The organism is Ensifer adhaerens (genome assembly GCF_020035535.1).
Lineage (GTDB): Bacteria > Pseudomonadota > Alphaproteobacteria > Rhizobiales > Rhizobiaceae > Ensifer.
The window spans coordinates 159,227-183,302 of record NZ_CP083350.1 but is presented as its reverse complement, the minus strand read 5'-3'; the positions used below and the strand labels follow the sequence as shown (position 1 = coordinate 183,302).

At 61.1% G+C, this 24,076-nt stretch carries 22 protein-coding genes and 2 pseudogenes; 12 read left to right on the top strand and 12 right to left on the bottom strand.

Annotated elements, in window-relative coordinates:
- The 4 genes and pseudogenes from LAC81_RS21220 to LAC81_RS21205 form a co-directional block, all read left to right on the top strand.
- A pseudogene (locus LAC81_RS21220) lies at nucleotides 1–993 on the top strand (Na/Pi cotransporter family protein); the annotation flags it as partial.
- Between the two features lie 495 nt (nucleotides 994–1,488).
- Complete coding sequence (locus LAC81_RS21215) at nucleotides 1,489–2,694, top strand: Fic family protein (RefSeq protein ID WP_223729188.1); 1,206 nt, start codon at nucleotides 1,489–1,491, stop codon at nucleotides 2,692–2,694.
- Between the two features lie 10 nt (nucleotides 2,695–2,704).
- Entirely contained in the window at nucleotides 2,705–3,001 is a 297-nt protein-coding gene (locus tag LAC81_RS21210; RefSeq protein WP_223729187.1) for a hypothetical protein, read from the top strand.
- A 91-nt stretch (nucleotides 3,002–3,092) separates the two neighbouring features.
- A pseudogene (locus LAC81_RS21205) lies at nucleotides 3,093–3,539 on the top strand (PhoU domain-containing protein); the annotation flags it as partial.
- A gap of 9 nt (nucleotides 3,540–3,548) precedes the next feature.
- On the opposite strand, the gene LAC81_RS21200 reads toward LAC81_RS21205, so the two are convergent.
- Nucleotides 3,549–4,538: a LacI family DNA-binding transcriptional regulator gene (locus LAC81_RS21200; protein WP_223729186.1), complete on the bottom strand. Its 990-nt coding sequence runs from the start codon at nucleotides 4,536–4,538 to the stop codon at nucleotides 3,549–3,551.
- 580 nt (nucleotides 4,539–5,118) lie between these two features.
- Here LAC81_RS21200 and LAC81_RS21195 point away from each other — a divergent pair.
- The 7 genes from LAC81_RS21195 to LAC81_RS21165 all read left to right on the top strand — a co-directional run bounded on the left by LAC81_RS21195 (nucleotide 5,119) and on the right by LAC81_RS21165 (nucleotide 13,223).
- On the top strand, nucleotides 5,119–6,969 hold the full coding sequence (locus LAC81_RS21195; protein WP_223729185.1) for an ABC transporter permease: 1,851 nt from the start codon (nucleotides 5,119–5,121) through the stop codon (nucleotides 6,967–6,969).
- Entirely contained in the window at nucleotides 6,969–8,102 is a 1,134-nt protein-coding gene (locus LAC81_RS21190) for an ABC transporter ATP-binding protein (protein ID WP_223729184.1), read from the top strand. The genes LAC81_RS21195 and LAC81_RS21190 overlap by 1 nt, the downstream gene beginning before the upstream one ends.
- A gap of 70 nt (nucleotides 8,103–8,172) precedes the next feature.
- A complete protein-coding gene (locus tag LAC81_RS21185) occupies nucleotides 8,173–9,285 on the top strand; it encodes an ABC transporter substrate-binding protein (protein WP_223729183.1) in 1,113 nt (370 codons plus the stop codon).
- 22 nt (nucleotides 9,286–9,307) lie between these two features.
- Complete coding sequence (locus tag LAC81_RS21180) at nucleotides 9,308–10,450, top strand: ABC transporter substrate-binding protein (protein WP_419195841.1); 1,143 nt, start codon at nucleotides 9,308–9,310, stop codon at nucleotides 10,448–10,450.
- 70 nt (nucleotides 10,451–10,520) lie between these two features.
- A complete protein-coding gene (locus tag LAC81_RS21175) occupies nucleotides 10,521–11,618 on the top strand; it encodes an ABC transporter substrate-binding protein (RefSeq protein ID WP_419195900.1) in 1,098 nt (365 codons plus the stop codon).
- Nucleotides 11,619–11,688: 70 nt separating this feature from the next.
- Complete coding sequence (locus tag LAC81_RS21170) at nucleotides 11,689–12,582, top strand: inositol monophosphatase family protein (protein WP_223729181.1); 894 nt, start codon at nucleotides 11,689–11,691, stop codon at nucleotides 12,580–12,582.
- 17 nt (nucleotides 12,583–12,599) lie between these two features.
- On the top strand, nucleotides 12,600–13,223 hold the full coding sequence (locus LAC81_RS21165; protein ID WP_223729180.1) for a dual specificity protein phosphatase family protein: 624 nt from the start codon (nucleotides 12,600–12,602) through the stop codon (nucleotides 13,221–13,223).
- Between the two features lie 128 nt (nucleotides 13,224–13,351).
- Here LAC81_RS21165 and LAC81_RS21160 read toward each other — a convergent pair whose 3' ends face one another.
- From LAC81_RS21160 to LAC81_RS21150, 3 genes are read right to left on the bottom strand one after another with little or no spacing between them, the layout of a single operon-like run.
- Nucleotides 13,352–13,702, bottom strand: a complete 351-nt coding sequence (locus LAC81_RS21160) for a RidA family protein (RefSeq protein WP_223729179.1) — start codon at nucleotides 13,700–13,702, stop codon at nucleotides 13,352–13,354.
- A gap of 46 nt (nucleotides 13,703–13,748) precedes the next feature.
- Nucleotides 13,749–14,849 carry an NAD(P)/FAD-dependent oxidoreductase gene (locus LAC81_RS21155; RefSeq protein WP_223729178.1) on the bottom strand — a complete coding sequence of 367 codons (1,101 nt, stop codon included), beginning with the start codon at nucleotides 14,847–14,849 and terminating at the stop codon, nucleotides 13,749–13,751.
- A 43-nt stretch (nucleotides 14,850–14,892) separates the two neighbouring features.
- On the bottom strand, nucleotides 14,893–16,497 hold the full coding sequence (locus LAC81_RS21150; RefSeq protein WP_223729177.1) for an ABC transporter substrate-binding protein: 1,605 nt from the start codon (nucleotides 16,495–16,497) through the stop codon (nucleotides 14,893–14,895).
- 152 nt (nucleotides 16,498–16,649) lie between these two features.
- Here LAC81_RS21150 and LAC81_RS21145 point away from each other — a divergent pair, with 152 nt between their 5' ends.
- Nucleotides 16,650–17,567 (top strand): LysR substrate-binding domain-containing protein, encoded by a 918-nt coding sequence (locus tag LAC81_RS21145; protein WP_223729176.1) that lies wholly within the window; start codon nucleotides 16,650–16,652, stop codon nucleotides 17,565–17,567.
- A 55-nt stretch (nucleotides 17,568–17,622) separates the two neighbouring features.
- On the opposite strand, the gene LAC81_RS21140 is transcribed toward LAC81_RS21145, so the two are convergent.
- From LAC81_RS21140 to LAC81_RS21105, 8 genes are all read right to left on the bottom strand, one after another.
- On the bottom strand, nucleotides 17,623–17,967 hold the full coding sequence (locus LAC81_RS21140) for a RidA family protein (protein ID WP_223729175.1): 345 nt from the start codon (nucleotides 17,965–17,967) through the stop codon (nucleotides 17,623–17,625).
- Nucleotides 17,968–17,989: 22 nt separating this feature from the next.
- Nucleotides 17,990–19,468, bottom strand: coding sequence for an NAD(P)/FAD-dependent oxidoreductase (locus LAC81_RS21135; RefSeq protein WP_223729174.1), 1,479 nt, complete (start codon nucleotides 19,466–19,468; stop codon nucleotides 17,990–17,992).
- A 2-nt stretch (nucleotides 19,469–19,470) separates the two neighbouring features.
- Nucleotides 19,471–19,770, bottom strand: a complete 300-nt coding sequence (locus LAC81_RS21130; RefSeq protein ID WP_223729173.1) for a (2Fe-2S)-binding protein — start codon at nucleotides 19,768–19,770, stop codon at nucleotides 19,471–19,473.
- A complete protein-coding gene (locus LAC81_RS21125; protein WP_223729172.1) occupies nucleotides 19,760–20,875 on the bottom strand; it encodes an NAD(P)/FAD-dependent oxidoreductase in 1,116 nt (371 codons plus the stop codon). The genes LAC81_RS21130 and LAC81_RS21125 overlap by 11 nt, the downstream gene beginning before the upstream one ends.
- A gap of 65 nt (nucleotides 20,876–20,940) precedes the next feature.
- The gene (locus LAC81_RS21120) at nucleotides 20,941–21,768 is read right to left on the bottom strand and encodes a lysine/arginine/ornithine ABC transporter substrate-binding protein (protein ID WP_223729171.1); all 828 of its coding nucleotides are present in this window, start codon (nucleotides 21,766–21,768) and stop codon (nucleotides 20,941–20,943) included.
- A 34-nt stretch (nucleotides 21,769–21,802) separates the two neighbouring features.
- A complete protein-coding gene (locus tag LAC81_RS21115; RefSeq protein WP_113537469.1) occupies nucleotides 21,803–22,582 on the bottom strand; it encodes an ABC transporter ATP-binding protein in 780 nt (259 codons plus the stop codon).
- Complete coding sequence (locus LAC81_RS21110; RefSeq protein WP_223729170.1) at nucleotides 22,582–23,301, bottom strand: ABC transporter permease; 720 nt, start codon at nucleotides 23,299–23,301, stop codon at nucleotides 22,582–22,584. Before LAC81_RS21110 ends, LAC81_RS21115 begins: the two co-directional genes overlap by 1 nt.
- Nucleotides 23,298–23,993, bottom strand: coding sequence for an ABC transporter permease (locus tag LAC81_RS21105; RefSeq protein WP_223730418.1), 696 nt, complete (start codon nucleotides 23,991–23,993; stop codon nucleotides 23,298–23,300). The genes LAC81_RS21110 and LAC81_RS21105 overlap by 4 nt, the downstream gene beginning before the upstream one ends.
- Between the last annotated feature and the right edge of the window lie 83 nt (nucleotides 23,994–24,076).

Sequence of the window (24,076 nt, the reverse complement as noted above, 5' to 3'; positions counted from 1 at the left end):
GTGGATTCGGCGAACGTCAGCATCAATCTCTTCGGCGCTGTGGCCCTTCTCCTCTTCGGTCTCGGCCAGGTGCGCGAGGGCATGCAGCGCGCCTTCGGCGCTCGGCTGAAGGCTGGCCTTGCGGCCGGAACGCGCGACGGCTTTCGCTCCTTCTTCTCCGGCCTCGTCGCGACCGTTGCGCTGCAGAGTTCGACCGCGACTGCCCTGATGGTGGCGTCATTCGTCGAGCGTGACCTCATCCTGCCGCGCATGGCGCAAGTGGTACTGCTTGGCGCCAATGTCGGACCGGCGATGACCGCCTGGATCGTCGCATTGGGCCTGGGATGGCTTTCGCCGCTTTTGCTGCTTTGCGGTGTCGTCGTCGGGCGCGGAAGCTCGAATGCCCGCAAGGGGGCAGGTGCCGCGCTCGTCGGTGTTGGGCTGATGTTGCTGTCGTTGCACCTGATCGGCGCTGCCACCGAACCGCTTCGAACGTCTGTGGCGCTTTCTGCCTTCCTCGCGCTCCTCGACAATGCCTGGCCGGTTGCGTTGGTCATCTCCGCAGCCCTTGCCGTCCTTGCCGCATCCGGCCAGCTTTCGACCGGGCTGCTTATCGTGCTCGTTCTTGGCGCAAATCTCGGTGGGGCCGTGCCGCCGGTTCTTGCAACGCTCCATGCGGCGCCCAGCGCCCGACGTGTCGCGCTTGGAAATCTGATCGTCCGGGCAGTTGGTTGCCTCCTGGCACTGCCGTTGGATGGCTACTCCGGCCATTTGCTCAAACTATTGCCGCTGTCGCATGACAAGCTGCCGGTCGACGCGCATCTTGGCTTCAATCTCGTGCTGGCGGCCTTGGCTGCTCCCTTCGCCCGGCTGCTTTCTCGTCTGACGGCGCGGCTGCTGCCGGACGCGGCGAAAGCCGAGGATGGCCCGTCGTTTCTGGAGCAGGGCGATCTGCAGACGCCGGTTGCGGCCCTTGCCGGAGCCAGCCGGGAGGTCCTCGGCGTCGGCGACATGTTTCGCGCTTCCCATTCGAGCGGAAGAACTTCTTTTAATCCGGAATCAAATTCACGACCAAGCGGAAGCGCAACCATGCTTTCCTTGATGCGAACCGGCCATGCCTGATTTGGGAGGCAGGCAGAAGGATTCATCAAAACGTCTCTGATTTCACTAGTTACATCGCTGCTGTCGCCGGAGCTCACTTCTTCGCGCCGTGGCGGTTGGAGAGGGGCACGTCTGAGCCGCACGACTGGAATGTTGAAGCTCTACCCAACGAGAATGCTCGCATCAATTTTCGGACGCCGACGATCGGCAACCAACATCGGCAAAAATGTGAACGTATTGGCCGTATCAAATTGATTTAAATACAAAATATACGATAATGATATCGGCAATTTAGAACTTGTTTGATTTCCATGAAAGATCGGCAACCAACATCGGCAAGTTTCTTGATTTGTTCACGCTAAGATACTAATTATTATCAGTTTTCAAGAAACGCAAGATCGGCAAAAGATGGAAGAAGTCCCGACCCGCATTGAACCCGCTTTTTTCGAAGATATCATCCCGTCCGTCCTTTCTGATCTCGTTGTCGAGATTCATGCGGCGGCGTCTGACTTGGGGCGGGGCTTGCACAACGACGCTGCCTTCGAATTGTCAGACCTCGTCCGCGTGATAAATTGCTATTACTCGAACTTGATCGAGGGGCACAACACGCGGCCCAAGGACATCGAGCGTGCACTGGCTGGTGCTGAGCTTGAAGAGGCGACAAGGCCATTGGCGTTAGAAGCCAAAGCTCACGTCATCGTTCAAAGAGAAATTGATCGCCTGAACCATCGCGGTGCGTTGCCGCCACCTACATCAGCAGAGTTCATTTCCTGGGTCCATCGCCGTTTCTACGAAGAGATGCCAGCGGAGTTCCGTTTCGTCGAGCGGCCTGACGGGACGAAGGCCGAGATTGTACCAGGCGTATTCCGTTCTAAAAGCGTGGATGACGTGGCAGTTGGGCGACACCAGCCACCTTCATCTCAGTACGTCATCGCATTCATGGAGCACTTTGCTAAGCGCTATAGGGCGGCAGAGACTGGAGCCACGAATAGGATTATCGCGATTGCAGCTGCTCACCACCGCCTGAACTTCATCCATCCTTTCACGGACGGAAATGGTCGTGTCAGCAGGTTGATGTCTCACGCGATGGCCCAAAACGCAGGGGTAGGCGGAAAGGGCCTGTGGTCAATCTCTCGCGGACTTGCCCGGGGCCTGAAAGACAAAACCGAATACAAGAGCATGATGGACCACGCCGACCAGCAAAGGATGAGCGACAGAGACGGCCGTGGCAACCTGTCGACGAAAGCGCTTCAGGACTATTGCGAATGGTTTCTTTCGGTCGCGCTCGACCAAATCAAGTTCTCGAACGCCGTTTTCGCCTTTGACACACTTGAAGGACGTTATCGGAAGCTGGTTGGGGCTCTGATAGACGACAAGAGGGCTTCTGATGTGATTTCCGCTGTCCTGAAGCACGGAACAATGGATCGTGGCGACATCAGCCTGGTCACGAGGACCTCGGAACGCACTGCGCGCAATACCCTCAAAGAGTTGCTTGATGTTGGGTTCTTGAAGTCTGCTTCGCCCAAAACACCTGTGCGCATCGCTTTTCCGCTAGACTACCGAGACCGACTTTTCCCAAATCTCTTCGCGGATGTTGAGGTGGAGGCGGATTGATTACGTTCCCATGCTCCTTCAGTCGACGGAGACAAGATACCTTCTTGGAAGGATCGCCACCGAAGAACTGGCGACATCCGATGGCATGGAAGTTGATTGGCGTGCCGTCGAGGACCGCGTTATCGCTGAAGCCATGGGGGAATACGGATATTCGCGAACGGCGGTTATCGAAGACCTCTCTACCTATAGCCCCGGAACGTTGACCGAAAATCAAAAAAGCGAGCTGAAACTACGTGTCTACGAAGCAGCGCCAGAGCTTGTAACCAAATACAATCGACGATTTGAAGGGCGAACGCCTAAGCGCTAGGTAGACGAGGTTTCCAACCCGACGACCCCCACCCATCGTTTCTGAATGGCTTTGTAGAGGCTCATTCCTGACAGCAGGCGGTCTTTTGCATCGAGCGACCGATATCGCCGACTGTGCCATTAACCTCGAACACATCGGAGACATCATCGAAAAGGGTCTGCTGGCCGAACTTGCAAAGAAGATCACCCGGGGCCTGACCTTTTCCCGCGATGGCCACGAAGAACTCCCGCGGCTTTTCGCGATCACGATCGACAATCTGCGCATGGCGCAGGCGGTGTTTGCCACGCGCGACAACACCATGGCGCGGCGCCTTGTCGAGGCGAAAGAGGACGTCCGCCGGCTGGAGCGGCAATCGGCCGAACAACATCTGCAGCGGTTGCGTGACGGACGCGCCGACAGCATCGAGACCAGTTCGCTTCATCTCGACATGCTGCGTGATCTGAAGCGCATCAATGCGCATATCGCTTCTGTTGCCCACCCGATCCTCGATCAGAGCGGACTGTTGATCGAGAGTCGTATCCGGCAGGCGGCTTCCTGAGACTGCGGTTTAGCGTCTTGCCGTCTTGCGCTCGACCATCGCGACCGGAACGACCTGGAGGCGGGTTTCCGCATCGTCGGATTCAAGCGCGGCCAACACGTGATCGGTCAGGGCGGTAAAGGATTGGGCAACGGTGGTGAGCTCGTAGCTCTTCCAGCTTGCCTGCGGAATATCGTCGAAGCCGACGACGGAAAGGTCGGCCGGGATCCGGCGATGCATTTCGGTGCGTGCCGCGTCGAGAAAACCGAGTGCCAGCAGATCGGTGACGCAGAAGGCTCCATCGATGGCCTGGTCTTTCAGGACCTCGCAACCCGCCTGATAACCGCTTTCATAGCTTGTCGGGCCGCCGGACCAGGCAACGACGTCGATGCCGGCCGCCGCCATCTTCTGCTTGAACGCCGTTGCCCGGCGAACCTGCGCTGGCGTCTGGCTGCCGCTCGAAACAACCGCAACCTTCTTGCATTGGGCCTCGATCAGGCGCAGTGCCGCGAGATCGGCGCCTCGGGAATCGTCACTCAACACCATGCTCGTATCGGTCCGGTCGAGTTTCTGGTTGATGAGGATCAGCCTGACACCGTTGGCGATGCACTGGTCGACGATTGATTCCGGCGGTTCGCCGGAAAGAACCACGATGGCCTGCGCGCGGAATTCGAAGAGAAGCTCGATCAGCGGAGCAATATCCTTGCGGGCATCCGCTGCATTGAGCAGCAGGCATTGCAGTCCCTGGCGCAACAGGCCGATGCTCAGAAGATCGAGCTGTTTGGATATGAAGGGTGAACTGAGATTGGCCCCGACGACACCGATCAGGTTCGATCGGTCGTTGTTCAAGCCCTGCGCGAGCCGGTTGACACGGTACCCGAGTTCTCTTGCAGCCTTCAACACCTTGCGGCGGACCGCCTGGGAAACGCTGGCGCCGGGCGTGAAGGTTCGCGATACCGCCGAGCGCGAAACGCCCGCGCGCTTTGCGACTTCCTCGGCGGTTACGAACCCTCTTGCCATGCATTCCCCCACTGAATCAGAACGTTCCCATCAGGGCCATAAAACCTGCCCCATTCCAACGAAAAAGTGCGGACCAGCGGCCACAGTCGGTGCTCCGCAGCCTCCGCCCGCACGTTTCCCTCACCGGCAAAACGACCGCCAATCGTGGTGCCAGAAAGCGCCTTCTGATGCCGATTGCTCACGTGTTCGAAAAATAATATACATTCTCCATAAAAATATCAATAAAAACAACGAACTACATCAATGCGCACGTGTGCAATTTTTTAATTGACAAGGCGCCCCTGTCATTGGATCATACATTCCACTGACGGAGAAATGCTGGAATATTTGTTCCGTTTGTGTTCGCGATAATGGTTGCGCCTTTGAGGAGTTGGCGTCGTCGTTTTGGCAGGGCATCCGGCCTGTCCGCGAGTGGGGAGGAGAGCAGCCAGGAAGGCGGGACGGCTCGCGTCGTTCGCGGCTTTCAATGCGGCGGCATCAAGTGCGGCCCGGCATCTATTTCCCCATCAGCACTACTGGAGCGCGGCCCGGCTTCGATCGCCGCAGCAGGTTGCGCATGTCGAGTTCCAAGGGGAAGAGCATGGCCTTATTGAGTGAAACAGCCAAGGCGTCGACAGTGCCAGACGACGCGACGGCGCCGACAGCATGGCAGCGCTGGCGGTATCGAGCGAAGGTCGCTTCCCGCGAGCCGACAACATTGGTCGGCATTCTGACGGCGCTGCTGTTCACCTATCTGATCGTCGTGCCGATCATTTCGATCGTGCTCGATTCCGTCCGCGTCCAGTTCGGGCACGAGCGGCGGCTCGGCAAGGATTTCGGCGACCTGACGCTCTACTATCTCGACCGGGCGTTCCTTTCGCCTGTTTCTGTCGACCTGTTCTGGCGGCCGCTTCTTAACACTTTATCTGTCGCCGTCGGAGCTATCAGCCTGTCGCTGGTGATCGGAACGGTGCTCGCATGGTTGATCAGCCGGACCGACATGTTCGGGCGGCGTTGGTTCGCAACCGCACTCATCGTACCATACATGCTGCCGGCCTGGACGTTCGCGCTCGCCTGGACCACGCTCTTCAAGAACCGGACGGTCGGCGGCCAGCCGGGCTGGTTCGAGGCGATGGGCCTGACGCCTCCGGACTGGGTTGCCTATGGGCGCTTTCCGATCGTCGTCATCCTGGCGCTGCACTACACGCCCTTCGTCATCCTGCTGTTCGGCTCGGCCCTTCGCCGCTTTGATTCCCAGCTTGAAGACTCTGCCCGCATTCTTGGCGCGAAGCGCTACCAGGTGGCGATGCAGATCATCCTGCCGCTGATGCGCCCGGCATTGCTGTCCTCGATGGTGCTGATTTTCGCAAAGTGCCTCGGTGAGTTCGGCGTGCCCTATGTGCTTGGGCTGCCCGTCAAGTTCGAGGTGCTCTCCACGTCACTCTTCCGCAGCATCGCATCCCGCCAGACGGGCGTCGCCGGTGTCGTCGCAGCCTCGATCATGCTGATCGGCATCATCACCCTGATGATCGATGCCCGGCTTGTTCGTGAAGCGCGCCGCTTCGTCACCGTCGGCTCCAAGGGTTCGATGAACCGCCAAAGCCGGCTCGGCAAGTATCGCCTGCCGGCGACCGGCTTCGCAGCGCTCATCTTCCTGCTAAGCGTCGGGCTGCCGCTTCTGACCCTGTTCCTGTCGACGATCATGAAGCTGCCGGCACAGTTCACGCTCGACAACTTCACGCTGGATTACTGGATTGGCCGCGATCTCCATACCGTGGCGCTGCAAACAGGTGTGTTGCTGAGCCCGGATCTGTGGGCGGCCGCGAAGAACACGCTGATGATCGTCGGCCTTGCATCGCTGACCTCGGGTATCCTCGGATTGCTCGTCGGCTATGTCGTGATCCGCACGCCGGTAAAGGCGCTGTCGGTCTACCTGAGGCAGGTTACCTTCCTGCCGTATCTGGTGCCCGGGATCGCTTTTGCTGCAGCGTATCTGTCGCTCTTTGCGGTGCCACGCGGACCGATGCCCGCCCTCTACGGTACGGTCACCATCCTCATCCTGGCGCTGATTGCCGACCAGATGCCCTATGCCTCGCGCGCCGGCATCTCCGCCATGACACAGCTCGGCAAAGATCCGGAAGAGGCGGCCCAGATCGCCGGCGCCGGCTGGTTCCGCCGCATGATGCTGATCGTGATCCCGATCCAGAAAGGGTCGCTGGTCACCGGTGTGCTGTTGCCGTTCATCTCGGGCATCAAGGGATTGAGCCTGTTCGTCATCCTCGCCGTGCCGAGCACCGACGTCCTGACGACCTACTCCCTGCGGCTCGTCGACTACCACTACACCCAGGCGGCAAATGCGGTCGTGCTGATCATCGCCGCCATCGCCTATCTCGGAACACTGGCAGCCCAGAAGCTGACCAAGACCAATCTCGCAGAAGGACTCGGAAGCTGATGCCCACCATCAATCTCAGCGGCGCGCAGAAGAACTATGGCGTCAATTCCGCCAATGCCGTTTCGAACCTCGATCTCGAAATCCGCGATGGTGAGTTCATGTGCCTTCTCGGACCCTCCGGCTGCGGCAAGACCACGACGCTGCGCATGATCGCCGGTCTCGAAAACCTCTCCGATGGCGAAATCCGCATCGGCGAAAGGGTGGTCGACTCGGTCCGGGCAGGGGTGTTCATTCCGCCGGAAAAGCGTGAGATGGGCCTCGTCTTCCAGAGCTACGCGCTCTGGCCGCACCTGACGATCGAGCGCAACACCGATTTCGGCCTGCGTCTGCGCAAACTGCCGAAGGAAGAGCGCGAGCAGCGGGTGGAGAAGGTCATGCAGGCGCTCGACATCGCCAAGTATCGCGACCGCTACCCCTCGCAGCTCTCCGGCGGCCAGCAGCAGCGTGTGGCGCTTGCCCGCATGCTTGCGGTCAATCCGGGAGTTCTGTTGCTCGACGAGCCGCTTTCGAACCTCGACGCGCGGCTGCGGCTCGAAATGCGGGCCGAGCTCAAGCGCATCCACAAGGAGTTCAAGACGACGATCGTCTTCGTCACCCATGACCAGTGGGAAGCGATGACTCTGGCGACGACCATTGCCGTCATGAACGAGGGCACCCTGCAGCAGATGGGCACGCCGAACGATATTTACGATCGTCCCGCCAATCGCTTCGTTGCGGAATTCGTCGGCAGCCCGCCGATCAACATCCTTACCTTCGGCTCGCCTGCAGACTCGGAGATGTCGCGTGCGGCCGAAGCCTATCTTGGCGAGCGCTATCCGTCGCTGCGCGGCATAGGCTCGGTCGGCATCCGGCCCGAGGCGATCGGGTATGCAATGGAGCCAAAGGATGTGCCTGCGGGCAGCTTCACCGGTGAAATGACGGTGACGGGCGTTCTGCCGACCGGCGGCAGCTGGATCCTCGAGCTCAGGAACGACAACGATACGCTTTTCCTGACCACGAATGCCCTGCCGCGCGTCGAGACCGGTGCGAGGGTTTCCTATTTCGCGCCGCCCGAGGCGCTGCACGTCTTCGACATGAACGGTCAACGCGTCAGCGAAGCCGATGCGTTGCTGCGCAAGAGCACACTGAACTAGGGCGCCAGACGCCATACCGAAACAGAATCTGAGGGAGGAACAGACAATGCAATTTCGGAAAACTGACAGGATGCAACGTGCATTTCGGCGCGCCTTGCTGGCGACGACGATCGTGGCGATCAGCGGGCCGGCGCTGGCGGAGGAGCCCTTCGACCTGAACGCCCTCATTGAGGCGGCACGGAAAGAAGCGCCGATCACGGTCTATGACAGCACCGGCAAGATCGTCGAAATGGCCAAGGCCTTCGCGGAGAAGTATGGCGTGGCCGCCGAAGGGTCGAAGGTCAAGGCGACCGCCCAGCTCGAGATGATCATTCGCGAGGCCCGGGCGAACAATATCCAGGGCGACGTGTCGATCATCAGCGATGCGCCGGCCGCGATGGCCCAGCTCATTCCGCAGGGCTTTGCCGAAAGCTGGCTGCCGCCGGATCTCGCATCCAAGATTCCCGCGGAGTACCAGGATCCGCTGACAGTGGTCACCAGTGCCAACGTCTGGGCCTATAATACCGAACTCTTCGACAAGTGCCCGGTCAGCAACATCTGGCAACTGACGGGACCAGAATGGAAGGGCAAGGTCGCGATGCAGGACCCGCTCGGCAAGGCGTCCTATGTCGACTGGTTCAACCAGATGGCCAAGCACGGCGACGACAAGGTGGCTGCGGCTTACAAGGAGCTTTATGGCAAGGAGCTCGAAACCGACGACGGCAGCGCGACGGCCGCCTGGGTGAAGGCGCTTGCCGCCAACGCGCCGCTCCTGACCGATGCCGATGCGGCAGCCGCCGACGCGGTCGGCGCACCGGGGCAATCGCAGCCGTTCATGGGCCTGATGAGCTCGGCGAAGTTCCGTGACAATGCCGACAAGGGTATGAAGCTCGGCCTTTGCAAGGACCTGAAACCGTGGCTCGGCTGGATGTATCCGGGTGTCGGGCTGATCACCAAGGGTACCAACAGCCCCAACGCCTCGAAGCTCTTCATCCATTATGTGATGACGGCCGAAGGCATCGCGCCGCAGGCCGAGGACGGGAAGATGTCGACGAACCAGGATGTTTCGCTGCCTGCCGACGAGCCGTCAGGCATCGGCGCAGTTATCGATCAGGTCATGCCCTATCAGATGGCAACGAGCCTCGACGATTGGGACGCGCGTGAGACCTGGCAGGACCTCTGGCGGCTCAGCTACCAGAAGTGAAGCGAACTCTGAGGGTAACTTTATGAGCAATCAGATCATGAGGACGCGTCGGCTTTGGACGGTCGCGTCCGTCTCCGCCTGGGCTATCGCCGCCTCTGTTTCGTTGGCTTCCGTAGCCCATGGCGAGCAGCGCTTCGACCTTGATGCGACGATCGAGGCGGCGAAGAAAGAGCCGCCGATCACGGTCTATGCGGTGACCGGCAAGATTGTCGACACCGTCCAGGCCTTCAGCGAAAAATACGGGCTCCAGGCAAACGGCAAGAAGGTGAATGAGGCGACGCAGGTCGAACTCATGATCCGCGAGCATCAGGCAGGCAACGTCGTCGGCGATGTCAGCCTAGCCATGGATGTCGCTTCCGCAGTCGGGCAGATGCTTCCTGAAGGCATTGCCACCAGTTGGACGCCGCCCGATCTTGCGGGCGACATTCCCGAACCGCTGCGCAATCCCTTGGTGGTCGTCTCCGATCCGCATGTGTGGACCTACAATACGGAGAAGTACGAGAAGTGCCCCGTCACCAACATCTGGCAACTGACGGAGCCGGAGTGGAAGGGGAAGGTCGCGATGCTCGATCTGTTCGACAAACCGCTCTATGCGGATTGGTTCAATCAGATCGCCAATCATCGCGACAAGGACGTCGCGCGGGCCTATGAGGCGCAGTACGGCAAGGCACTCGATACACAAGGTGAGAGTGCCACGGCCGCCTGGGTCAAGGCATTTGCCGCAAACGGCCCGCTGCTTTCGGATTCGTCGACTGTCGCCGAGGCCGCCGGCGCGCCCGGCCAGGCCGAGCCGTTCTTTGCGATCACCTCGACCGCAAAGTACCGGGAAAATGCCACCAAGGGGCTGAAACTCGGCATTTGCGCCGGCATGGAGCCGTTCACAGGCTTCCTCTATCCCGGCTTCGGCCTGATTGCCGCTCAGACGAAGAGCCCGAACGCTGCAAAGCTTTTCGTTCGGTATCTGATGACGGCCGAGGGGATCGCGCCGCAGACCGTCGACGGAAAGATCTCCGGCAACAGGACGATCGCCTTGCCGGCTGACGAAGCCTCCGGCGTTTCCAAGCACCTCGACGAACTGATGGTCTTCGATGCTGCGACGGCCGGCGATGATCTCGACAAGCGGGAAACCTGGCAGGACCTCTGGCGGATCAACTACCGGAAGTAACCTCGTGAACCCTGAAACGGTCTCCTTGGGAGGGGAAACCATGAAAAGAGGCAACAGCAAATTACTGGCAATGGGGGCGGCGTTGGCTGCCCTTGCGACCGCTGTCGCGGTTGAAGCGCGTGCCGAAGAGGCGTTCGATCTCGACGCCTTGATCGAGGCCGCCAAGAAGGAAAAGCCTATCAACGTCTATGACAGCACCGGCAAGATCGTCGAGATGGCCGAAGCCTTCACCGCGAAATACGGGGTCAAGGCAACGGGCGTGAAAGTCTCGGCCAACAGCCAGCTGGAAATGATCATCCGGGAGGCGCAGGCCGGCAATGTCCAGGGTGATGTGGCGTTGATTACCGATGCGCCGGCAGCGCTCGCCCAGCTTCTGCCGCAAGGCTTCGTCGAGAGCTATCTGCCTGGGGACATGAAGGACAAGATACCGGCAGCCTTCCAGAACCCTCTGGCGATTTCGACCAATGCCAATGTCTGGGCCTACAACACCGAGGCCTACGACAAATGCCCGGTGAGCAACATCTGGGAGCTGACGGAGGCGAAGTGGAAAGGCAAGATCGCTCTCGTCGATCCCCTGACCAAGAGCACCTATACCGACTGGTTCAACCAGATGGAGAAGCACGCCGACAAGGCGGTGGCCGACGCCTACAAGAGCCACTTCGGCAAGGATATCGAAACCGGAGAGAAGAGTGCGGCCGCAGCCTGGATCAAGGCGCTCGCACTAAACGGGCCGCTGGTTACCGACGGTGACGATCCGGTCGCCGAGGCTGTCGGTGCGGCCGGCCAGAAGGAGCCGTTCTTCGGCCTTTTGAGCTCGGCCAAGTTCCGCGACAACGAGGGCAAGGGCTACAAGCTTGGACTGTGCACGGAGCTTCAGCCCTGGGTCGGCTGGACCTACACCAAGCTGGGCCTCGTTGCGTCGAAGAGCGCAAGCCCGAATGCCGCGAAGCTCTTCATTCACTACGTTCTGACGGAAGAGGGCATTGCGCCGCAGATGAAGGACGGCAAGCTGCCGACCAACACCGACATCAAGATGCCGGCGGACGAACCGTCGGGGATTATGGAAGTGGCGGACCGCCTGTTCCCCTACGATGCCGCAACGGGTCTTGAAGACTTCGACCGGCGCGAGGAATGGCAGGACTTCTGGCGTGTGAACTACAGCAAATAGAAACTCGAGGCCGGCGCGACATGACGAGGACAGGTCGCGCCGGCCGCACCCGCATGAACGGAAAGAAAGCATGAACAACGCTTATCCGGCGGCAAGCCCCAGTCGCGCCGATGAAGCGGGCAAACTTGCCCGATCACGCCACCTGATGCAGATAGCCGAGGGCGCGGCCCGGGCCGTGGGGGCACCACTCCTTGCGGCATTTCGCTCGGAAATGGCGGTCGACTACAAGCGCGACCTGCACGACATCGTGACGATTCACGACAAAAACGCCGAGGCACTGATCCGGGACCACATTTTCGCGAACGAGCCGAACTCGGCCATGCTCGGCGAAGAGGGCGGTCAGGTCGGCACAGGCGAAATCCAGTGGTATGTCGACCCGATCGATGGAACGGCGAATTTCGCTCGGGGGCTCGCCTTCTGGTGCGTGTCGATCGCCGCAGTCGAAGAGGGGGTGGTCGTGGCAGGGGTCGTCTACGACCCGGTCGCCGACCTACTTTTCTCGGGTGACCTCGAGCGCTCCTATCTGAATGGAGACGTCATCACTTCCAAGGCAGTGAGCGACGAGAGCCGCGCGACCCTGATCACAGGCTATCCCGTTTCGAGAGACTTTCGCCTCGATGGACAGGATGTCGCCCTTCGTCGCTTTGGCGACCTGGTCGAGACCTTCTCGACATTGCGCCGGCCCGGCAGCGCAGCCCTCAGCATCGCGCATGTGGCGGCCGGCTTTGTCGACGCGGCGGCCGGCTTCGGCGTCAATGCGTGGGATGTCGCCGCTGCGACGTTGATCCTCAGAAATGCCGGCGGGCGCTACCGCCCCCTACCGCTCGGCAAAGTGCCGGTCGGTTCTGCCGATTATCTGTGCCCCGGTTATGTGGCTTATGGCGCCGGTGCCGATTATCCGACCCTGAACCGCGTCGCGCAGGCCATTTCAGATGGCCGTACGGCCAAAGCTCCAGCGCCATGAGCGGAGACGAGGAAAGCATGCAAATTGAACCAACCGAAACGATGGCCGCCAACAAGGCGAGCAGCGAGCTGCCAAGGCTCAGCCTCATCTATGCCAGGCATCCGACCTATGACGCCGACATCTTCATCTCGGGCAAGGAAGGCGCGAGTGATCTCGATCTCCTGCGTCGCAACGGCATCACGACCGTCGTCAATTGCGCGGTCAATCTGGATTTCAATTTCGTCCGAGAGCCGCAGCTCGTCTCGGATCACCGAAACAGTGTCCATGGCCCAGGCGAGATCCGCTACTACAAGGTGGGGCTGATCGACGGCGATGGAAACCCGGACACGCAGATGCTTGCGGCGCACTACATCTTGCGGGCCGCGCTCGAGCAGGTCCTGCCGGAGAAGCCGTCCTACCCCAGACGGGAGCGCGGGGGAGTGCTGATCAATTGCCGCGGCGGACGCTCTCGCTCCGTTGCTGTCGTGTCGTTGTTTCTCCATCTCACGCTGCCGCAAGAGTTCCTAACCCTGGACGCCGCAATCGACCATGTTCGCGACAAGCGCAGGCTTCCTGAGAACGAGTGGTACAAGGCCCCCAAACCCATGCTGACCGAGGCGGCGCGACGCGCTGCCGGATGGGCGCGCTCAATTGGCTGCTGACACGTCGGGCACACGGGTTCCGCTCATGTGCGGCAAAAGAAAAGCAGCGCGCCAGACACTCGGCGCGCTGCAAGTCCGTTAGCAGAGATGGCAGCGAAAGAGGCAGGCCTGACCTGCCAAAGCTCGCGTTAGTTCTTGGCCGCGACGACCACGACTTCGATAAGCCTCTTGGGATCGCCAAGATCGGCGACGCCGATGGTCGCGCGCGAGGGCAGGTCGTCGCCGTCGAGCCATTCGAGCCAGGCTTCGTTCATCTCTTCCTTCTTCGACATGTCGCTGATGTAGATCCGGGCAGATACGAGCTGGGTCTTGTCCGAGCCGCATTCGGCCAGCACGCCGTCCAACTTTTCGCAGACCTGCTGCGTCTGTTCCTTCATGCCGACGGAAATGTCGCTGGCTGCGTGGCCTCCGACAAAGATAAGGCCATTGTGTTCCACGGCTGCATGCATGATGCGATTTTTCCGGTAACGCGTTACCATGATTGTTCCTTTTCCATTGATGGTGAGTTCAAAGCCGACCGGCGATTTACGCCGGGGCGTAGCGCGTGAGATCGACGTCGAGAGGAGCGTCCGTCAGCAACTCGGAGAGTTGCTTTCCGGCGAAGGGGCCGATGGTGAGGCCGGCTGCGCCGAGGCCGTTGCCGACCGTCAAGCCCGAGATACCGGGAACCCGGCCCAGAATGGGCTTCATGTTGCTCGACGCCGGGCGAAAGCCGATGCGTGTTTCTATGTGTGTCGCTGTCGCAAGCCCCGGAGCGATCGTCAGTCCGGCGTTCAGGACCTCGGCTTCGCCACCCGCGGTCACGCGATAGTCGAAACCGGAATTGTCCTCGCGCGTCGCGCCGATCACGACGCGGGAATCATCGAACGCCAGCAGGTAATGGCTGCCCATTGGCAGGAGAACGGGCCAGTTCGATGTCTGGACGCCCGGCAGGCGAAGATGGATGATCTGGCCCTTCTGGGGTGCGACCGGATGCTGAAGGCCCAGCGGGTCGAGAATCTGCGATGCCCATGCGCCGGCCGTAACGACGACTTCGTCCGCTTGAAGTGCTGTTCCATCGCTGGCCGTGCAGACGGGGCGTCCATCCTTCAAGGCCAACGAAACGCGATCCTGTCTGACCTTTGCGCCGAGAGAGCTTGCGGCGCGCAGCATTGCGGCTGCGAGCAAGCGCGCATCGACGCGCGCGGCTCCGGGGATGAAGATCGCTTCCATCCCTTCGCGCAGCGGCGGGAACTTCAAGCGCGCCGCAGCCGGACTCAGATATTCGACCGTGCCCGCTTCAGGCACATTGGCAACGCGCTGCGCCACGCGCTCGGCGGCCGCCTCGAACTCCTGCCTGTCCTCGGCCACGACGAGCGCACCGACCTTGCCATAGCCGAGATCGGTCTCGCCAAACGACTTAAGGCCCTCGACCAGGGAGGCATAATAGGCTGCGCCGGCGGCGTACATGTCATAGAAATCGCCGTCTTCTAGCTTCGTCGCCCATGGGCAGACGATGCCGGCGCCGGCGAGGGTTGCCTTTCCCTCGTGCTGGGCGTCGACGACTTCCACGTCGACGCCCTTTTTCGCGAGGTGATAGGCGGTGCTGGCGCCAAGAATGCCGGCACCAATGATCAGGACTTTCATATTTGCTCCAATGCGAATGCATGGCTTGCCCGGTGTGGCGAGCCTAGTCGACGGTCACGCCCGAAAAGCGGCTCGTACCGAAAATGGCGGGCTGGAAGCCGTGCACGGTCTTGCTGACGGCCGTCAGTGTATCGGCTCCACCGAGGATGACCGCAGGCGCTTCCTCGTGGAAGCGTGACTGCGCCTTCTTGTAGAGCTCGATGCGCTTCTCCTTGTCCGCAATACGCCCGGCTTCGTTCATCAGGCTGATGAATTCGCTGTCGCACCAGGCGCCTACGTTGGAGGGGCTTGGCTTGCCGTCGGAATCGCAGATGAAGTAGTTGTTCGGGATCTGGCTCGGGTCCGGAAAATCATAGATGCCGCCGAACATGGCGACCGGGGCCTCTCCCGCCCTGGCGCGCTGAATGTACTCGCCCCACTCGAAGGTAACGACCTCGGCCTTGACGCCGATCTTGGCCCAGTCGGCCTGGATCATCTCGGCGGCGCGGCGACCGTTCGGCATGTAGGGACGATAGACAGGGATCGCCCAGATCTGGGTCGAAAAGCCGTCCGGATATCCGGCTTCCTTGAGAAGCGCCTTTGCCTTTTCTGGGTCATAGGGGTGCGGCTTCAGCTCGCTGTCGTGCCCCCAGAGAACCGGAGGGATGAGCGCGCCGGTGGCGATGCCCATGCCGTTATAGACGGTGTCGACGAGTGCCGGGACGTTGATGGCCTCGGCCAGTGCGGCTCTGACCCGCTTGTCCCTGAACTTCTCGTCGCGGAAATTGAAGTCGATGAACCCGGTCGATGCCACCGGCGTCTGCATCAGTTCGAGCGTGTCGCTGTCCTCGATCTGGCCGCGGTCGGCAAGGTTGGGGTAAAGCGCAATCTGGCACTCGCCGGCCAATGCACGTTGCAGCCGCACCGGGGCATCGGCGCTGATCGCCATTACCAGGGCGTCGACCATGGGCGTGCGGCTCTTGTCACCGATGGCCACACCCCAGGTTTCCTTGAACGGCACGAGCCGGACCACGGCATCCTGTTGATAGGCCTGCAACGCGAAGGGACCAGTCCCGATCGGGACCATGTCGAAGGTCTCAGGCTTGCTCGCCTTCATCAGGACGTCGGCGTACTCGGCCGATGTGATGGCGAGAGACTGATGCGCCATGATGCCGATGAACGGAGCGAGCGGTTCCTTCAGGGTAAAGGCAACGGTGTAGTCGTCGATTTTGGAGACCGCTTTCAGGCTATCGGCAAGCTTGGTGTTGAAGGTGATGTAGGTGCCTTTGCTGATCTTCGCATAGGGATGATCCGACTTCAGCATCCGGTCGAAGGTGAACACTACGTCATCGGCGTTGAAGTCCCGCGTCGGGGTAAACTGATCGTTGGACTGCCACTTCACGCCCTTGCGCAGCTTGAAAGTGTAGGTCCGGCCATCCTCCGAGATCGTCCAGCTTTCAGCCAGTGCCGGTTCGATGTCCGAGCTGTTTGCCTTCACGGACACCAGATTGTCGTAGATGTTGGCCAGCACGTTCGACGTCGTTCCGCTGCTGCTCAGCTGCGGATTGAAGATTTCCGGCGATCCCTCCACGCATACCGACAAGACGCCGGCATACGCCGATGTTGAAAGCGCCAAAGTCAGTAGGGCCGTTCCCAACGCTGTTCTCATGCTCGTTCCCTTTTTGACGCAGATCGAACGCCCGGATCTGTCGTGTTTGGTTGGTGTGAGAGAAGCGAGACAGGGTATGATTGTCAAATATCAAATTATCCGCTCATTATAACCGAAACTCATGTTGCTCGATTCCAAGCAGAGGCATACCCATGAACATCCGCCAGTTGGAGGCGTTCCACAACACCGTCGAGACCGGGTCCGTCACGCTGGCCGCTGAGCGCATGCGGATCTCTCAGCCGGCGGTCAGCAAGCTACTGCGCAGCTTTTCCGATGCCTGCGGCTTTCAGCTTTTCGTTCGAGCCGGTGGCCGGCTCACGCCAACGCTCGAAGGCCGTATGCTCGCGGTCGAGGTCGCCAAGATGTTCTCGGGGACCGCACGCGTGGCAAGGCTGGCCGATGCTGTCCGCAATCAGGAATGGGGGGAGATCACGCTTGTCGCCCCGCCGGCGTTGACCACGCGTTTTCTCGCACAGGCGCTTTCGCCCCTGCTTGCCGAACAGCCCGATATTCACTTCACGATGCGAAGCCTGCCGTCGCCGCGCATCATCGATCTCGTCGCGGCCCAACAGGTGGATATCGGCCTCAGCGTGCTGCCGTTCGAGCATCCCAACGTCGATGCCGAGCGCCTGATGCGCTTCGAGATGGTCTGCGTGCTTCCCGGGCGCCATCCGCTGGCGGACAAATCCGTCATCGATCTGGAAGATCTCGGCGGCGATCCTTTCGTCTCCCTGGCGCGCGACGACTGCTCGTTGATGACGATTGACCGTGCCTTCCAGATCAAGGGCGTACAGAAGAGAAACCGAATCGAGGTTCCGCTCTCGGAAACTGCCTGTTGTTTCGTTGCCAATGGCGTCGGCGTCTCCATTGTGCCTTCGTTCGTCGGGCTCGATTTTGGCAGCGACGTTCTGGTGCGGCGGAGTATCGTTCCGGAAACGACGGTCGATCTGTGGCTGCTTACACCGAGGAACCATCCACGATCGCTCGCGGCCAGCAAGCTCATAGATTTTCTGCGACAGGCGTTCGCTCCGTTCGACAAGCTTCAGCCCCGGTCGAGCGTGCCTGAATGACGGCGCGCGGGATCATGCGAGACACGGTCGTCTCGCATGATCCGGCCAGCGACGGCTACTTGTAGGCCGAGACGACCACTTCGATCAGCGTGTCACCACCGAGATCGGCAACGCCCACGGTCGCGCGGGTCGGCAGCTCTTCCGGGCCAACCCAGGCCTTCCAAACGGCATCCATCTCCGGCTTCTTGCCCAGGTCGGTCACGAAGATCGTGGCCGTCAGGAGCTTCGTCTTGTCGGTGCCAGCTTCCCCCAGATAACGATCGATCTTCGCCAGGATTTCGCGGGTCTGGCCAGCCATGTCGAGGCTCTCGTCGTCACAGGTCGTGCCGCCGACATAGACGATGCCGTTGTGTTCAACGACGCGGTGCATGATGGGCGTGCGGAGATGACGTTCTGCCATTTTTGTTTCCTTTGTTGAGGGGTTAGCTTCTGTCGGAGTGGTCGCCGGTAACGGCCTGAACGGCATCCGGCGTGAGGGGGAGCGAGGCGAATTCGCGCAAGGGGACGGGCTTTATCGGTGTGCGAAGCCTGTAGGTGCCGATATCGGCGGGGGACCGCTGTTGCACGTCAGCCAGAATTTCGGTGATGGTCGCCGTGCACATGCGCCCCTGGCACGGCCCCATGCCACAGCGCAGCATCGTCTTGAGCTGGTTGGGGCCGACCACGTTGCGCGCGGCGGCATCCCGGATGGCACCTACCGTCACTTCTTCGCAGCGGCATGCGATCGTCTCCCGATCGGTCGGTGCGCGAAACGCCACAGCGGGCTGATAGAGCGTGTCGATGAAGGTGCGCCCGCGCGACAAGACCCTGCGCCGCTTTTCGTGCTTCGCCAGGAGCGGTCCGATCTGGCGCGTCTTCTCCGGAAAGAGATCGAGACAGGCGGCCAGCGCCGCTATCCGCCCGCCGACCTCCGCGACAAGCGCGCCGCCTATGCCGCCGCCGTCACCGGCGACGTAGATCGACGGCAGTGAGGATCGACCGCGTGTACCAAGGTCTGGCTGAAAACACTTCTGACGGTCATTCCAGGCAAGAAGACATCCGGTCGCGTTGGCCAGGCTGTTGTTCGGGACGACTCCCTGATGCAGGAAGACGCTGTCGATGTCGATTTCCTCCGTCCGGCCCTTCGCCTGGAAGCGGATTGCGGTGGCCCGGTCCTGACCGATGACCTCGATCGTCCCGACGCGGGTGAAAACCGGCACCGAGCGCCGGACCTTCGCCAACAGCGCCAGGCCTTTCAGCAGATAGGGCGAAACCAGAAATGGGGGCAGGAAAGGCAGCGCCTTCGTCCAGTTCGAACGCGGCGTGGTGTCGAGTACTGCGACGAGGTTGCCACCTGCCTGCAACAATTGGCCGGCAAAGAGATAAAGCAGGGGGCCGCTGCCTGCCAAAACAACGCGGCCGTCGGGCACCAGCCCTGAAGATTTGAGTGCGATCTGGGCCGCCCCGATCGTCATCACGCCCGGAATCGTCCACCCCCTTACGGGCATCGGCCGCTCCATCGCGCCGGTGGCGAACACGACCCGTCGCGCATGAACGATGCTGCTCTTGCCACCGGCCGAAACGCGCAGTTCGACAGATGTCTTTCCATCGGTCTCGCCTTGCTCGACACTCCAGACAAGTGCTTGGGGCAGGTAGGCGGCGTCGCACTGAAGAAACGCCTTAAAGACGCCCTTTCCCTTCCAGTAGTCCTTGCCGAGGAAGGCGCGCCTTGTTGGCGAATTCCTTTCGATCGACCGGTAGATCTGGCCGCCGGGGGCGGGGTTTTCATCAAGGAGGATCGTTCGCGCGCCAGCGGCGGCCGCTTCTGCCGCCGCGGCCATCCCCGCCGGCCCTGCACCGATGACCGCGAGATCGTATTCGCGGTCGAGAAGATGAAGATCGTCGATTTTCCGGAGCGCCATCGTCAGCACCCTTCGTCCAGAGAGCGGGCACCGCTTTGCGATGAGATCGCCATCCCGTCACGCACGACGGTCATGCAAGCCTGCCGGTTTTGAATGCCGTCGATGGTGACCAGGCATTCGAAGCAGACACCCATCAGGCAATAGGGCGCACGTGGGCGATCGCCGACGACGCTCCTGCGCAACGTGCTGATACCTTGGCTAAGGAGTGCTGCGGCTACCGTCTGCTCGGTGTCGACGCGCATCGGGATACCGTCGAACGTGACGACGACCGTTTCCGCTGCTTTATCAATTCTACGAAACATGAAATCTCCGGCCGGGGAATGTGTTGCCGGCAAGTACGGCCTGCTGGGTGGCGATCTCACCGGCGACGACGAGCGCATGGATTGCGGCAAGCGTCACGCCGGAATGGCACATCGCCACATAGGCACCGGGATGGGCGGTCGACTGCTCGTAAATGGGAAAACCGTCGGGCGTCTTGACGCGGAATCCGGCCCAGGAGCGAAGGACGTTGACGCCACTCAGGCAGGGAAATGTCCGGATGGCGCGATCGGCCAGAACCGCGCTGATGTCCTGGTTGGTGGCAATCGAGTCGGTGTGGGTTTCCTGGCTGTCGCCGATCATCACGCCGCCTTCGTCGGCTTGCCTGAGCGTGGCCGAGGTGTAGGGGAAAAATGGACGGCATTTTTCTGTGACGAGGATCTGCCCCTTGCTGCGCACGGAGGGCGCGTGAATACCGACCATCGCGGCAAGCCGGCTGTTGCCGACGCCAGCCGTCAGGACGATGCGTTTGGCGAAAACCTCGCCCCAGGAACCCTTCAATTGGAACCCGCCCGATCGGGGGGTGATCTCGTCGATCTCACAATGCGGCTCGTAAGCAGCGCCTAGATTTATCATGCCGGTATGAAGCGCCCGGAGCAGGCGGAGCGAGTTCACGTCGCCATCCATTGGAGAATAGACGGAGCCGACGACATTCCGCCCGATCGCCGGCACCAGTTTCGCCGTCTCTGCGTGGTCGAGCAGGGTATGTTCGGTGGCATCATCGCCAAGTTCGCGCGCAACCGTCACGACGTCTTCATGCGTCCGTTCCAGCTCGGATTCGCTCAGCGCAAAGGTGAAGCCCCCTTTTTGCTTCAGGGCAACATCGACACCGGAAGTCTCTTTTAATGCGGCCGCGAATTCCGGCCAAAGGCGGGTCGAGCGCATTGTCCAGCGTGCATAATGGGGAGCGCCGAGCCCCTTTCCCTGAACCCAGATCAGCGCAAAGTTGGCGCGAGATGCGCGCAGCGACAGATCATCCCCGTCCAGAAGCAGCGGCCGCTCACCCGCGCGCGCAAGGCCCCAGGCGAGGGCGGCGCCCACAAGGCCTGCTCCAATGATGACGATGTCCTGATCCGGTAGTCTGCGCATGCTTTTCGGTCCGTATGCCGGTGGCGTGGCCCGCCCGAAACTCGGACGGGCCGGTTTGTCGAGGCTTATTCCTGCGGGCTCACGTCCACCTTGAACCACTTCTCGGAGAGCTTCTTCACCGTGCCGTCGGCGACGGCAGCCTTGATGACGTCGTCGAAACGAGCCTTCAGTGCGGTGTCTTCCTTGCGCAGTCCGACGCCGATCATGCCGAACACCTTGCCCGAGAAGAGCGGGCCGGTGAGTTTGGCACCCTTCATGTCGTCCTTCTCGAGCGCTGCTGCGAGAACGGTCGCATTGGCCACGACTGCGTCGAGGCGGGCGCTCGCGAGATCGAAGTTGTGCTCTTCAGTGGTCTTGTATTCGCGAACGTCGGCGCCACCTTGAAAGTACTGTTCCATGAACGCGGAAGCCGTCGTGGAGCCCTGTACGCCGACAGCCTTGCCCTCGATCTTCCTGGCGATCTCCTCGAGCACGGGCTTGGCGGCCTCAGAGTCGACCGAAAGCGGCTTGCCGGTTTCCGGCAGGTTGGCGAGATCGCTGTCTTCCATCACGGCAAAGGAGTTGATTGCAGCCGCGTAGGGGGCGGAGAAGGCCATCACTTCCTCCCGCTTCGGCGTGATGCTCATGGCCGCCATGATGGCATCGTATTTGCCGGCGGTCAGCGAAGGGATGATGCCATCCCAGTTCTGCGCAACGATTACGCACTTGGCCTTCATGCGTCCGCACAGGTCGTTCGCCAGGTCGATCTCGAAGCCTTCCAGCACATTGTTGGGGCCGGAAAAGTTCCACGGCGCATAGGCGCCTTCGGTGGCGATGCGGATCACGTCCTCCGCTTGCGCGACATGGGCCGTTGCCAGCAGGCCGACGGCAGACAAGACAATCTTCAGTTTCATGCGTTCTCCTCTCTTGGTTTTTTCAAAGTTGGTTTCAGGCGTTGTGCTTGGAAATGAACTGGCGGAAGCGCTCGCTCTTCGGGTTCGAGAAGACCTGCTCCGGGCGACCGTCCTCTTCAATCAGCCCCTTGTGCAGGAACAGAACCCGGCTCGAGACGTCGCGGGCAAAGCCCATCTCATGGGTGACGACGAGCATGGTGCGGCCCTCGGCTGCGAGATCGCGCATGACCTTCAGCACCTCGGCGACCAGTTCCGGATCGAGTGCCGACGTCGGTTCATCGAACAGCATGATCTTGGGTCGCATGGCGAGTGCGCGGGCAATCGCCGCACGTTGCTGCTGGCCGCCGGAAAGATGCGCCGGATAGAAGTTGCGCTTGTCGGCGATCCCCACCCGCTCGAGGAGGGCTTCGGCCTCCGCGACGCATTCGGCGCGCTTGCGCTTTTGCACATGGACCGGCGCTTCGATCAGATTTTCAAGGATCGTCAGGTGTGACCAGAGATTGAAGGACTGGAACACCATCGTCGCTTGGGAGCGAAGCCGCAGCAGTTGCTTCGGATCGGCGACGCGCGGTGCGAAGCCCGAACGCTGCGTAAGCCTGTAGCTCTCACCGTGAATGGAGATTTCGCCGGCATCCGGCACTTCCAGCATGTTGATGCAGCGAAGCAGCGTGGACTTGCCGGATCCCGAGGCCCCAAGGATCGAGACGACCTCGCCCTGGTTGGCACTGAGCGAGATGGAATGCAGCACCTTGTAGGCACCGTAGCTCTTCTCGAGCCCGGTGATCTTCACGGCCGGCGCAAGGGGTGCGTTCATCATGCGTTTTCTCCTGCGGCACGTCGGTAGAGGGGTTGGCGCTGCGCGGCCGAAAGCCGGTATTCGAACAGCTTGAACAGCCGGCTGACGATGAAATTGAGCAGCAGATAGATCGCGCCGGCGGCGATGAAGATCTCCACGGGGCGGTAGGTCGCCGAGATGAGTTTTGCCGCCAGCCCTGTGACTTCCATCATGGTTACGGTCGAGGCCAGCGCCGTCGATTTCACCATCAAGATCACTTCGTTGGAGTAGCCAGGCAGCATCTGCCGCAGCGCCTGTGGCGCGATGATGCGGCGAATGAGAGTAAAGCCACTCATCCCATAGGCACGCGCGGCTTCGATCTGTCCCGCAGGCACTGACAGCACGCCGCCGCGGATGATTTCGGCACTGTAGGCTGCTGTGTTGAGCGCGAGCGCGAGCGCTGCGCACCAATAGGCCTCCCGCAGGAACGGCCATAGGAAGGTCTTGCGCAGTTCGGGAAACTGGCTGAGGCCGTAGTAGATGAGATAGAGCTGCACCAGAAGCGGCGTGCCGCGAAAGATGAAGATGTAGATCCGCGCCAGGAGGTCGAGCGGTGGCCAGGACGACAGTCTCATCGCTGCGAGAACAATTGCCAGAACGGCGCCGGAGGCGACGGACACCGTCATCAGTTGCAGCGTCAGCGGGATGCCGCTGCAAAGCTGCACGAAGGCGTCGTAGATGAAGGGAAGATCGATCATAGTGCCCGCCTGATCCCGCGCATGGCGCGCTTCTCTGCAATCCGGAACAGGACGCCGGACATGAAGCTGATCAGCAGGTAAAGCACCGCAGCCGTCAGGAAGAAGGTGAAGGGTTTGCGGGTCGAGCCCGCGCCGATCTGGGCCTGTCGCATCAGTTCGATCAGCCCCACCACCGAGATGAGCGCGGATTCCTTCAGCACCAGTTGCCAGACATTGCCGACACCTGGGATTGCGAACCGCGTCGCCTGGGGGAGGATGATGCGGCGAAACAGAAGGTGGTTCGGCATGCCGTAGGCCCTTGCCGCCTCAATTTCGCCCTTGGAGAGCGCGAGCACCGCACCGCGATAGACCTCGGCCTGATAGGCGCCTGAAACAACGCCGATCGCCAGAGCTCCGGTCAGGAAGACGGGGGCGCTGATGAAGCCCTCGGAACCGAACAGCGCGCCGAGTTGGCTTAAAACCGCGCTGCTGCCGAAATAGAAGAGGTAGATGACGAGCAGGTCGGGAATGCCGCGCAGGATGGTAGTGTAACCGTCGGCCAATATCCTCAGAGCGCGCAGCGACGAGAACGACGCCGCCGCGGAGAGACATCCAAAGACCGCCCCGGCGGCAAAGCCGCTGAGGGCAACGCAAAGCGTAACGCCCGTCGCCCTGAGCATATCCATGCCCCAGGCTCCCTCGGCGAACCCCATCAGATCGAGATACGCGCTCAAAGCACCCACCAGTTTGTTCCCTTGGTGCGGCGCCGGTTCTGCCTGGCGCCACGGTTTGTTTT